The sequence below is a fragment of the Streptococcus caballi DSM 19004 genome (assembly GCF_000379985.1).
Taxonomy (GTDB): domain Bacteria; phylum Bacillota; class Bacilli; order Lactobacillales; family Streptococcaceae; genus Streptococcus; species Streptococcus caballi.
On the sequence record NZ_KB904064.1, the window covers coordinates 22,255 to 34,504 of the forward strand.

11 protein-coding genes and 2 pseudogenes are annotated in these 12,250 nt (G+C 42.4%); 12 read left to right on the forward strand and 1 reads right to left on the reverse strand.

Annotation, left to right across the window (positions count from 1 at the left end):
• Positions 1–10: 10 nt before the first annotated feature.
• The gene (locus tag A3GS_RS0102055) at positions 11–994 is read right to left on the reverse strand and encodes a Gfo/Idh/MocA family protein (RefSeq protein ID WP_018363765.1); all 984 of its coding nucleotides are present in this window, start codon (positions 992–994) and stop codon (positions 11–13) included.
• A 148-nt stretch (positions 995–1,142) separates the two neighbouring features.
• On the opposite strand from A3GS_RS0102055, the gene A3GS_RS0102060 reads away from it, so the two are divergent.
• The 12 genes and pseudogenes from A3GS_RS0102060 (at position 1,143) to A3GS_RS0102115 (ending at position 12,175) form a co-directional block, all read left to right on the forward strand.
• Entirely contained in the window at positions 1,143–3,038 is a 1,896-nt protein-coding gene (locus tag A3GS_RS0102060) for a M13 family metallopeptidase (protein ID WP_018363766.1), read from the forward strand.
• Positions 3,039–3,291: 253 nt separating this feature from the next.
• Positions 3,292–4,131: pseudogene (locus A3GS_RS11335) on the forward strand (Cof-type HAD-IIB family hydrolase).
• Positions 4,132–4,301: 170 nt separating this feature from the next.
• Positions 4,302–5,605 (forward strand): annotated as a pseudogene (locus A3GS_RS11340) (MATE family efflux transporter).
• 373 nt (positions 5,606–5,978) lie between these two features.
• The gene (locus A3GS_RS0102075; protein WP_018363767.1) at positions 5,979–6,671 is read left to right on the forward strand and encodes a protein kinase family protein; all 693 of its coding nucleotides are present in this window, start codon (positions 5,979–5,981) and stop codon (positions 6,669–6,671) included.
• Positions 6,672–7,041: 370 nt separating this feature from the next.
• A complete protein-coding gene (locus tag A3GS_RS0102080) occupies positions 7,042–7,569 on the forward strand; it encodes a YqeG family HAD IIIA-type phosphatase (RefSeq protein WP_026216238.1) in 528 nt (175 codons plus the stop codon).
• Positions 7,569–8,687 (forward strand): ribosome biogenesis GTPase YqeH, encoded by a 1,119-nt coding sequence (yqeH, locus tag A3GS_RS0102085; RefSeq protein WP_018363769.1) that lies wholly within the window; start codon positions 7,569–7,571, stop codon positions 8,685–8,687. Before A3GS_RS0102080 ends, yqeH begins: the two co-directional genes overlap by 1 nt.
• Before the next feature lie 23 nt (positions 8,688–8,710).
• Positions 8,711–9,028 carry a ribosome assembly RNA-binding protein YhbY gene (yhbY, locus tag A3GS_RS0102090; RefSeq protein ID WP_018363770.1) on the forward strand — a complete coding sequence of 106 codons (318 nt, stop codon included), beginning with the start codon at positions 8,711–8,713 and terminating at the stop codon, positions 9,026–9,028.
• A gap of 236 nt (positions 9,029–9,264) precedes the next feature.
• Positions 9,265–9,897 carry a nicotinate-nucleotide adenylyltransferase gene (locus tag A3GS_RS0102095; RefSeq protein ID WP_018363771.1) on the forward strand — a complete coding sequence of 211 codons (633 nt, stop codon included), beginning with the start codon at positions 9,265–9,267 and terminating at the stop codon, positions 9,895–9,897.
• Positions 9,894–10,490 (forward strand): bis(5'-nucleosyl)-tetraphosphatase (symmetrical) YqeK, encoded by a 597-nt coding sequence (yqeK, locus tag A3GS_RS0102100; protein WP_018363772.1) that lies wholly within the window; start codon positions 9,894–9,896, stop codon positions 10,488–10,490. Before A3GS_RS0102095 ends, yqeK begins: the two co-directional genes overlap by 4 nt.
• Positions 10,487–10,999, forward strand: a complete 513-nt coding sequence (locus A3GS_RS0102105; protein ID WP_018363773.1) for a cysteine hydrolase family protein — start codon at positions 10,487–10,489, stop codon at positions 10,997–10,999. Before yqeK ends, A3GS_RS0102105 begins: the two co-directional genes overlap by 4 nt.
• Positions 11,000–11,353: a ribosome silencing factor gene (rsfS, locus tag A3GS_RS0102110; protein ID WP_018363774.1), complete on the forward strand. Its 354-nt coding sequence runs from the start codon at positions 11,000–11,002 to the stop codon at positions 11,351–11,353.
• Between the two features lie 84 nt (positions 11,354–11,437).
• Positions 11,438–12,175, forward strand: a complete 738-nt coding sequence (locus tag A3GS_RS0102115) for a class I SAM-dependent DNA methyltransferase (protein ID WP_018363775.1) — start codon at positions 11,438–11,440, stop codon at positions 12,173–12,175.
• Positions 12,176–12,250 lie beyond the last annotated feature (75 nt).

Here is a 12,250-nt window from a genome sequence, read left to right on the forward strand (position 1 = left end):
GTGGATACAGTTATTCTTCTTCTGGATAGACTAGTCCCCAGTCTTTTCTGAGTTTGGTCATGATAGCCATCACATCTTGGCTATAAGCAAGGTGCATCTCATTTTCGATACCAGCGACAGCTTTTTCCATATCTTGGACCTCATAGGAGAGGGCTTGGCCAGTGCTTCCTGCTTCAATGATGTCTTGGTGGCCATCCTCTGTATAGGTGATGATGGCTTTTTGACCACGAGGGTATTCATAAAGTTCAATATAGCCTTTATCGTAGGCAATAGTACCGCGTTTCGGTTGTTTAGCGTGTAAGGTAAGGGCAATAGTAGCCATTTCTCCTTTGGGATTACTTAATAAAATTCCCACCTGTTCATCAACCCCAGTTGGTGCTAACTTTACTTGAGAGCTGATTTGATCAGGCGTTTCAGACATAAACCAGCGAACAAAAGATAGGGCATAAACCCCAATGTCAAGGAGGGCTCCACCAGCTAGATTTCTATTAAAGAAACGATTGGTCATGTCGTAATCTTTATAGCTTCCAAAGTTCATTTGGATCATTTTTAGATCACCTAAGGCCTGTGATTGGACCAGTTCGCGGAGACGGCGGTAAATAGGCATATGGAAAATAGTCATCGCTTCAGCAAGAATGACTTGGTTTTCTTCGGCAAGCGCGATAGCCTCTTCCAGTTCCTCTGAATTGAGCGTGATAGACTTTTCGCAAAAGACGTGCTTTCCTGCTGACAAGGCCTTTCTTAGATAGTTAATATGGGTATTATGAGGGGTTGAGATGTAGATAATATCTACCTCAGGATCTTCAAATACCTCATCAATGGTTTGATAAACTTTTTGAATGCCATATTTTTGAGCGAACGCTAGACCTTTATCATAGGTACGGTTAGCAACGGAGTAGAGGTTGCCGCCTAGTGACTGCAAAGCTTGAGCTAATTCATTAGCAATGACCCCAGTTCCTAGGGTAGCCCATTTGTATTGAACTAAATTTTCCATTCTATTCTCCTTATGAAAGTGCTGTCATTATTATATCAAAAATAAAAAATTGTTTCGAATAAATAAAAACGATAGGAAATAGTCTCAAAAAAGCAATTCTAATATTTTTTTGTTACAATGAAAAAAGACAACAAAAAGGAGTAAAATGATGACACGATATCAAGATGATTTTTACGATGCGGTTAATGGGGAATGGGCTAAGACAGCTGTTATTCCTGATGATAAGCCGCGTACAGGTGGTTTTTCAGATCTCGCTGATGAGATTGAGGATTTGATGCTAAAGACGACTGACCAGTGGTTGGCTGGTGAGAATGTACCCCAAGATGCGGTGCTGCAAAACTTTATCAAATTTCACAAAATGATAGCTGACTACGACAAGCGTGAGACTGTCGGTGTAGAACCGGTGCTGCCTTTGATTGAGGAGTACAGGGGCTTGTCTTCTTTTGCGGAATTTGCTACGCGTATTGCTGACTATGAATTGGCTGGTAAACCAAACGCTATGCCCTTTGGTGTCTCACCAGACTTCATGAATGCTCAACTCAACGTCCTCTGGGCTGAGGCACCAAGCATCATTTTGCCAGATACAACTTATTACGCTGACGATAATGAAAAAGGCAAGGAGCTGCTTAGCCTCTGGCGTGCTCAAGAAGAAAAACTTCTAGCAAAATTTGGCTTTACTGAAGCTGATATCAAAGATATCTTAGACAAGGTTATTGCCCTAGATGCTAAGTTGGCCAAGGTTGTCCTATCCCGTGAAGAAGGTTCTGAATATGTCAAACTTTACCATCCATACGACTGGGCTGATTTCACAAAATTAGCGCCAGAGTTGCCTCTGAATGCTATCTTTGAAAGAATTTTAGGGCAGATTCCTGACAAGGTCATCGTTCCTGAAGAACGTTTTTGGACAGATTTTGCAGCTGAATACTACTCTGAAGACAATTGGGACTTGCTCAAGGCTGATTTGCTTTTGTCAGCGGTAACTTCTTGGAATGCTTACTTGACGGATGATATTCGTATCTTGTCAGGCGAATATGGTCGTGCGCTGTCAGGTACACCGCAGGCTATGGACAAGAAGAAAGCAGCCTTCTATCTAGCGCAAGGACCTTACAGCCAAGCCTTGGGGCTCTGGTATGCAGGCCAAAAATTCTCGCCCGAAGCTAAAGCTGATGTGGAGTACAAGGTTGCGACCATGATTGATGTCTATAAATCTCGCTTGACGAGTGCTGATTGGTTAGCGTCAGCCACTCGTGAAAAAGCTATTATCAAACTTAATAGCATCACACCGCACATCGGCTATCCAGAGAAATTGCCAGAAACTTATGCTAAGAAAATCATTGACGAGAAGCTTTCTTTGATTGAAAATGCACAACGGTTATCAGAAATTTCTATTGCTTACAGTTGGAGCAAGTGGAACCAGCCTGTTGACCGCAGCGAGTGGCACATGCCAGCCCACATGGTCAATGCCTACTATGATCCACAGCAAAACCAAATTGTCTTTCCAGCGGCTATTCTGCAAGCGCCATTTTACAGCTTGGAGCAAAGTTCATCAGCTAACTACGGTGGCATCGGTGCAGTAATTGCTCACGAAATTTCTCATGCCTTTGATACTAACGGAGCATCCTTTGATGAAAATGGTAGTCTCAACAATTGGTGGACTGAGGAAGACTATGCCGCCTTCCAAACACGCACAGACAAGATTGTTGACCAGTTTGACGGCTTGGATTCTTACGGTGCTAAGGTCAATGGTAAGCTCACCGTTTCTGAAAACGTGGCAGATTTGGGTGGTGTGGCCTGTGCGCTGGAAGCTGCCAAGAAAGAAGATGATTTCTCTGCGCGTGACTTTTTCATCAACTTTGCGACTATTTGGCGTATGAAGGCTCGTCAGGAATTCATGCAGATGATGGCAAGTGTTGATGTTCACGCACCTGGCAAGCTCCGCACCAATGTCACCTTGACCAACTTTGATGAATTCCACCAAGAATTTAACATCAAAGATGGGGACCCAATGTGGCGTGCGCCGGAAGATCGTGTTATCATTTGGTGATCTTTGTTAAGTAAAATACGTTAAGAGATAAAGAGAGTAGACGCTCTGCTCTCTTTTTGCTGCTCTCCACATATTTTTTTAAAATCAAAATTTCCTGTTTTGAACCTAATTATTGATAAATCCTTGAAAGAACATTTTGACATTTAGTGAGTGTTGCCATAGGATAGTATCAGAATAACCTTTTATCTGACAAGTTTTTTGCTCTGACTTGTGCTATATTCTAATTAATAAAACAATAAAGGGCGGTAAAGCTATGCGCAAGATTATTTTTTTGGATGTAGATGGCACGCTGGTCAATTATGATAATATTTTGCCAGAGTCTGCTAAGAAAGCAGTGCAGGAAGCACGCAAAATGGGACACTTAGTCTATGTTTGCACAGGACGCAGTAAGGCTGAAATGCCAGCCTTTATCTGGGATGTTGGCTTCGATGGTATGATTGGTGGTAATGGCTCTTATGTCGAACACGACAATCAAGTTATTATGCACCAGCTTATCCCGCTTGATGTTGAAAAGCGTGTAGTGGACTGGCTACATGAGCGCGGCTTGGAATTTTACTTGGAAAGTAATAACGGGCTTTTTGCTAGCAAAAACTTTAAAGAAGCTGCCCGTCCAGTCATACGACTTTATGCCAAAGGTAAAGGGGCGCCAGAAGAAGTGATAGAGACTATGGAGGCAGAAGATGCTCTGCATGGCTTGTTTTATGGGGGGAACTTTACCGGGATGACCTAAATAAAATCAGTTTTATTCTTAATTCGCTGGAAGATTATGAAGCGTCTAAGGAAGCTTTCCCAGAGCTCAAGGCAGGTACTTGGGGTGGCATTGGTGAAAGAGCTCTCTTTGGCGACTTGGGAGTTAAGGATATTACCAAAGCACATGCCATTGATGTGCTCTTAGGGCACATCGGAGCTGATAAAGAGGACACTATAGCCTTTGGCGATGCCAAGGTCGACATTCCTATGCTGGAATACTGCCAAGTTGGGGGTGGCTATGGGAAATGGTGGTCCAGAAATCCTAGCTATGGCTGATATGGTGACAAGTGATGTAGACCAAGATGGTCTATATAATACTTTTAAAAAATTACACTTAATTTAAAGGGTTAGTGGTAGAAAAAGAGAGGACAGCCTGGACGGCAGCCCCTCTTTTTGGTAAACTAACTTGTATTTATACTCCATGAAAATCAAAATGTTAAGCTACTGTAGCTGAATATGGGTGGAAAACTCATTGTTTATTTGGGTTTTCTTAGAGCTTAAAAAGGAGACTAGATGAAAGCAGGTATTGATTTGACCAAGGGACCAGTTTCAAAGGTCATTGCTCTTTTTGCTCTGCCCATAATGATTTAAATATCTTCCAGCAGCTCTACAATACGGCAGATATGGTGATTGTCGGCTTTGCTTTGGGTGTGGGGAAATGGGATGAGTATCGTCATTGCTAGGTACTATGGTGCTAAAAAACATGATATGATTAAAAAGTCAGTAGCGTCTACCTTGATTATCGGCGTCGGAATGAGTCTCTTAGTCATGATGATTGGGGATTTTGGTCTTTCTCCTCTCTTGCATCTGCTAGGAACACCAGCCAATATTATTGAGCAGTCCTATGCTTATATGCCTATTATCATGAATTGTGTGGCGGTGACCTTTGCCTATAATTTCGGAGCGGGCCTGTTGCGAGCTATTGGTGACAGCTTGATGGCACTCTATGTTTTAGTCTTTGCCTCGGTGCTTAATATCGGATTGGATATTCTCTTTATCACCCAGTTTCGCATGGGGGTAGCAGGAGCAGCTGTTGCGACTATTACGGCACAATTTTTATCAGCTCTGCTATGTTTCTTATATATTTTCAAAAAATGCCTCGTCCTGATACCAGAGCGCAGGCATTTCAAGGTGGATAAGGCACTCTACATGGATCTTTTGGGGCAGGGGCTGTCTATGGGATGCATGTCCTCCATCGTTTCGCTTGGCACAGTCATCTTGCAGACGGTCATCAACCATCTAGGCATCCTCATGATTGCTGCTCAGACCACGGCACGTCGTATTCAGGCCTTCTTCATCATGCCGTTGACCGCAACTGCAGCGGGAGTTGCCACCTTTACGTCCCAAAATTTTGGGGCAAGGAAGTTTCACCGTATTCATGAGGGAGTCCGAAAGGCATCCTACCTAGCTATTGCTTGGAGTATGATTGCTATGGTCACTCTCTATCTCTTGGGACCTTTGCTGACGCAAGCTATTTCAGGTTCTGATAACTCAGTGCTCCTGACTGCCAGTACTACCTATCTCAACTGGAATACCCTTTTTACCCTATTCTAGGTATTCTCTTCATCCTTCGTAATAATTTTCAGGGCCTAGGTAGTAAAGTGACACCGCTGATTTCCAGTATCATTGAGCTAGTTGGAAAAAATCTGTTTGTTATTTTTCTCATTCCGTATATGGGCTATTTTGGCGTCATTATCTGCGAACCAGTTATCTGGCTCTTCATGACTAGCCAACTCTACTATTCTTATCGCCACCATCCCATTATCAAACGGGAGATTAACTATGAGAAGGAAGGCAAAACTAATATGACAATTTAAAAAGCTGAGTTGAACTAATATGAATCAAAAAAGTAAAGACGCTAATGGCACTACATCTTATTGGTAGGTCTTGCTTTTTGTCTGTAAAACAAAAACTCAGGCCCTACTAGACAGTAAGATCTGAGTTCGGAGATTTATGAAAAGTTTTAGGATGTTTACAGTATAGTTCGTCCACCTTAAAGAAAGCTAAAATGAGCTAACTTGTTCAGGAAAAACTTGTTGACAGATCAAATTTTGTTAAAATGGGTAGTTCCTTTTACTGGTTTTAGGATGAAAGGAAATGTAATCAGGCAAATGATTAAATGGAAAACAGAAAAGTGATTGATAATATGATAATATATATATTGGCATTTCAAAAAATGAGGTAATAAAAATGAAAGCATCTGGAAAATCACTAGCGAAGAAATTAGCTGTGGTTGTTACTCTGCTGTTTTTTGCACTAGTCGGATTTTTTTGGCTACAATATAAAAAATCTAATGAGATTACGGCGGAATATCGCTTGATTCTCAATAAATTTTCTAAGAAAAGTGAACTAGTCGTAACGGGAGCAACGGTTAATACGACAACTAATAAAAAGTTTAATTCAGATATGACAAAGAATTGGCCTAAATGGACGCGAACTTTTTCGGATCTACTGGTTAGCCGAAAAGTGATTTTGAAAATTCCTGTAAAAACTGACTTTAAATTACAAGTTGGTCAATTATCTCAAAAAGATATTAGCATTCAAAATAATGTCTTGATGTTTAAAAAGCCATTGATAGTCAATGTTGATTCACAGCAAGATGGCCAGTTAGAAATTAAGAAGTCGTCATCAGGGATTGTTGATAAAGTAACTGATTTATTCACGGCGAATAAAAAATCGATGGAATTTCTTGAAGAAAAAAGCCAAGATGCCATCTATCAGACCAGTGAAAAAGTGACAAATAGTCAAGGACGGCAAGAAAAAGTTGCTAAATACGCTGAGGAGTCTTTGGAAAAACTCCTGAATCTAAACTCGAAGAAAAAAATTGATGTCAAAATCAAGCCATCGGACTTGAAATTTGTAAACGTGGATCCTAAAAAGTAGCAAGTATCAATAGTGCAGACCTTTTGGGAAAAGTATTTTGGATAGGAAGGTCATTAACCACACTACCTTTTGGGGGAGGCAAATGAACAATGCCCCCAAAAAATCCATCTGAGCTCATTTTACCTGTGCATTGCCATCAAACAGTATTGAATACTTGAATTTCATAGGTGTATTGATGTCAAGCAGCAGTAAAAGACTATACTGCATTGATGAATCAACACAAACAAAATTAAATGATTAAAGTGATGACTGTTAATGGAGAAGTACTATCATAAGTGCTTCTTTTTCTTCTGCTGTAAAGCTCTGCTATTTTCCAGAAAATATGGTAAAATAAATGGTAAGCTATAAATTTTGGAGTAGAAAATTAAACTTGAGTATAGATGATTATAGGCCGACCTTCGTGGTTGAGGCAGTTTATGATTTAAAAGCGGAAGATTTGTTGCGTCACGGGATTCGTGCGGTCTTAGTAGATTTGGATAATACCTTGATTGCTTGGAATAATCCTGATGGGACGCCTGAGGTGCGAGCTTGGTTGGATGCTATGACTACTGCTGATATTTCAGTAGTGGTAGTGTCTAACAATAAGCATTCGCGTGTGGAACGTGCGGTGGCGCGCTTTGGTGTGGACTTTGTCAGTCGTGCCATGAAGCCTTTTACGCGTGGTATTAGAATAGCCATGAAGCGCTATGGCTTTGAGCCAGAGGAAGTGATTTTGGTGGGTGACCAGCTCATGACTGACATCAGAGCCAGTCATCGTGCGGGCATAAAATCTGTTCTGGTTAAGCCTTTGGTCACCTCTGACGCTTGGAATACTAAGTTTAATCGCTGGCGCGAACGTCGCGTCTGGCGACAAATAGAAGATAAATACGGAAAAATCACATATCAAAAAGGAATTTAATGGAAGAATTATTTTGTATAGGCTGTGGAGCCAAAATTCAAACTGAGGACAAGGAGAAGGCTGGCTTTACACCTAAGGCTGCCTTGGAAAAGGGACTAGAGACAGGCGACCTCTACTGTCAACGTTGTTTCCGACTACGTCATTACAATGACATCACGGATGTCCACATTACCGACGATGAGTTTTTAAAACTTCTTCACGAGGTGGGGGACAGTAAGGCCCTTGTGGTTAACGTTGTGGATATCTTTGACTTTAATGGCTCTGTTATCCCAGGTTTGTCACGCTTTGTCGCTGGTAATGATGTGCTTCTAGTTGGTAACAAGAAGGATATTCTGCCTAAGTCGGTTAAGACAGGTAAAGTAACCCAGTGGTTGACAGAACGTGCTCATGAAGAAGGTTTACGTCCTGTGGATGTTATCCTGACTGCGGCACAAAATCATCAGGCTATCAAGGAACTGATTGACAAGATTGAGAAGCTCAGAAAGGGCCGTGATGTCTATGTCGTTGGTGTGACCAACGTTGGAAAATCAACTCTCATCAATGCTATTATTAAAGAAATCACAGGTGAAAAGGATGTCATTACGACTTCACGTTTTCCAGGAACCACCCTTGATAAGATTGAAATTCCGCTGGATGATGGTAGCTACATTTTTGACACGCCAGGGATTATCCACCGTCACCAGATGGCTCACTACCTGACAGCTAAAAATCTCAAATATGTCAGTCCTAAGAAGGAAATCAAACCTAAGACCTATCAGCTGAATCCTAATCAGACTCTCTTCTTGGGTGGTCTTGGGCGCTTTGATTTTATAGCGGGAGAAAAGCAGGGGTTTACAGCTTACTTTGATAATAACCTGAAACTCCACCGTACCAAGCTTGAAGGAGCTGACGCTTTTTATGACAAACATGTCGGCAGCCTTCTGACACCACCGACAGGTAAGGAAGTTGCAGATTTTCCAAAGCTGGTCCGCCATGAATTTACCATCAAGGATAAGATGGATATTGTCTATTCTGGTTTGGGGTGGATTCGCATCAAGGCTAGTCAGGACAGTCCAGTAACGACAGCTGCTTGGGCACCAGAGGGTGTCGGAGTGGTGATCCGCAAGGCTTTGATTTAATAAGAAAATTAAAAGGAAACATTATGCTTACAAGTAAACAACGTGCTTTTTTGAAATCAGAGGCACATACGATGAAACCAGTCGTTCAGATTGGAAAGAACGGTCTTAATGACCAGATTAAAACCAGTATTCGTCAGGCGCTTGATGCGCGTGAATTGATTAAGGTGACTTTGTTGCAAAATACGGATGAGGATATCCACGAAGTGGCTGACATCTTGGAAGATGAAATCGGCTGTGACACCGTCCTTAAAATCGGACGGATCCTCATTCTCTACAAAGAATCAAGCAAGAAACAAAATCGCAAACTCTCACCAAAAGTGAAAGCTATCAAATCAAACTAAGGCCTGACACAGCTGAGAGACACAAACTCACCGCGCAGCTCTAGCGAACGCAGTGAGCCTAGATAAAGATAGTTTCACCGTAGTAATATGTTTCATAAGAACTTAGTTCTTATGAAAAACGGAACTTTTGAGACTTTGGCTCAAAAGTTAGCAATGGAACCATAGGTTCACTTGCGTCTGACACTAGAGTGAAAACTATCAAAAGAGAAAAAAGATAACTTGTTCATGGAGGGCCTATGGCACTGGAATTGCTAACACCATTTACAAAGGTTGAATTAGAAACGCAAGCAAAAGATCATACTCGCAAGCAGATTGGTATTTTGGGCGGGAATTTTAATCCTGTACATAATGCTCACTTGGTTGTTGCTGATCAGGTCCGCCAACAGCTGGGCTTGGATCAGGTTCTGCTCATGCCAGAGTACCAGCCGCCTCATGTGGATAAAAAAGAAACGATTGACGAAAAGCACCGCCTCAAGATGCTAGAGTTGGCTATTGATGGTGTTGAGGGCTTGGGCATTGAAACCATTGAGCTGAATCGCAAGGGGGTGTCTTACACCTATGACACCATGAAGCTATTGACAGAGAAAAATCCTGATGTGGATTATTACTTTATCATTGGTGCTGACATGGTTGATTACCTGCCTAAGTGGCACCGTATTGACGAGCTTATCGGGCTGGTACAGTTTATCGGTGTGCAGCGTCCTAAGTACAAGGCTGGGACTTCCTACCCTGTCATCTGGGTTGACGTTCCTCTCATGGACATCTCCTCAAGCATGATTCGCCATTTTGTCAAAGAAGGCCGCACGCCTAACTATCTCTTACCCCAAGCTGTTCTAGATTACATCAAGGAAGAAGGACTTTATCAATGACCTACGAAACATATGCGGGACTTTCTCGTGAGGTGCTTTTAGAAAAAGTGCAGAGCGTTATGAGTGACAAGCGTTTCAAGCATGTTTTAGGAGTTGAAAAGGCAGCTATTCACTTGGCAGAGCTTAATGGCTATGATACCGAAAAGGCAGGACTGGCAGGTCTCTTGCATGATTATGCCAAAGAAGTGCCAGACCAAACCTTTCTTGACTTGATTGACAAGTATCAGCTTGACCCTGAACTCAAAAACTGGAACAATAATGTCTGGCATGGCATGGTGGGTATTTACAAAATCCAAGAGGACCTGGGTGTCACCGACAAGGAAATCCTGCACAGCATTGAAACGCATACCGTCGGCAGCACGAGCATGTCGCTCCTAGATAAGATTGTCTATGTGGCGGATTACATTGAACATAACCGCAATTTCCCACTGGTGGAAGAAGCACGTGCGATAGCGGAGCAAGATTTGGACAGGGCAGTGGCTTTTGAAACTGTTCACACCGTTGAGCATCTGGCTCACCAAGCTCTGCCTATTTTCCCACAAACCATCGAAACCTATAATGCTTATGTGGGTTTCATGAGGGAGGATCGATGAAAAGGGCTTTACTGGTGATTGATATTCAAACGCTCTTGGTTGAGGCAAAACCCTTTGTTATTGCTGAGTGTTTGAAGGTTTGGCAAGAGGCGATTACGGGTTGTCGTGAAAAGGGAATTGAAGTGATCTATATTCGTCACAATGATGAAGAACTGATCACGGGAAGTCGTGGCTGGGCAATTGATAAAGCTGTCGCACCGCAAGCAGGCGAGAAGATTTTTGACAAGCACTACAACAGTGCTTTTAAAGAGACTGGTTTGCAGGCTTACTTAGACAGTCAAGAGATTGAGCATGTCATTATGATGGGCATGGCAACCAACTATTGTGTGGATACGACTGTAAAAGTAGCTTTTGAGCTTGGTTATCACGTTTCAGTTATTGAAAATGCAACAACGACCTTTGATGAAGAAGACATGGCAGCAGATCAGCTAGTGAAACACTATAAAAGTATTTGGAATGGACGTTTCGCTCAGGTGGCTGATTTAGAAACGATTTTAAAAGAGGATTAAATGGATAAGAAAGAATTACTAGAATTAGTTGTTAAGGCCGCTGATGAAAAGCGTGCGGAGGATATTGTAGTGTTGGACGTGGCTGGTTTGACTAGCGTGACAGATTACTTTGTCATTGCTTCGGCTATGAACAGCCGTCAGTTAGAAGCCATCGCGGACAATATTCGTGAGAAGGTTAAAGAAGCTGGTGGCGATGCTAGTCATCACGAAGGTGAAAGCAGCACAGGCTGGATTTTGCTGGACTTGAATGATGTGGTGGTTCATATCTTTACAGAAGATGAGCGTGCCCACTATAATCTTGAAAAACTCTGGCACGAAGCCCCAATGGTAGATATGGCAGCACACTTAGCATAAGAGATAACCTTGCCAGATGGCAAGGTTTTTGACAATAGAAAGAAAGGATTAAAAGGCGAACCAAGCTAGCCTTACCTGAAACAAATGAAAAACTATGAAAAATTTGCTGCTGTCTATGACAGTATCATGGATGATTCACTCTACGATTTGTGGACAGACTTTTCGCTCCGCCATTTTCCCAAAAAGAAAGATGCCAAGCTCTTGGAGCTGGCCTGCGGAACAGGTATTCAGTCTATTCGCTTCAAGCAGTCGGGCTTTGATGTGACAGGATTGGACTTGAGTGAGGACATGCTGGACTTAGCGCGCAAACGTGCTGAAGCAGCACATTTGGACATTCCCTTTGTGCAGGGCAACATGCTGGATTTGTCAGCTATTGGCACCTTTGATTTTGTGACCTGCTATTCGGATTCCATTTGCTACATGGAAGATGAGGTGGATGTTGGTGATGTTTTTGCGCAGGTTTACCAGCATCTGAACAGCGGTGGGATCTTTATTTTTGATGTCCATTCGACCTATCAGACAGACGAGGTTTTTCCCGGCTATTCCTATCATGAAAATGCGGAAGATTTTGCCATGGTCTGGGACACTTATGAGGATGAAGCACCGCACTCTGTTGTGCATGAACTAACTTTCTTCATTCAAGACGAAGATGGTCGCTTTACCCGCTATGATGAGGTTCACGAAGAGCGAACCTACGACCTCTTGACCTACGATATTTTGCTGGAGCAGGCAGGTTTTAAAAATGTCAAAGTATACGCCGACTTTGAAGATAAGGAACCGACAGCAACAAGCAAGCGCTGGTTCTTTGTGTGTGGGAAGTAGCGAAAGGCAGGTTGATAGTTAGCTAAAGCTCCCCCACAAAACCTAACCAAGTCTCTCTTTCATCGGAAAGCCTAT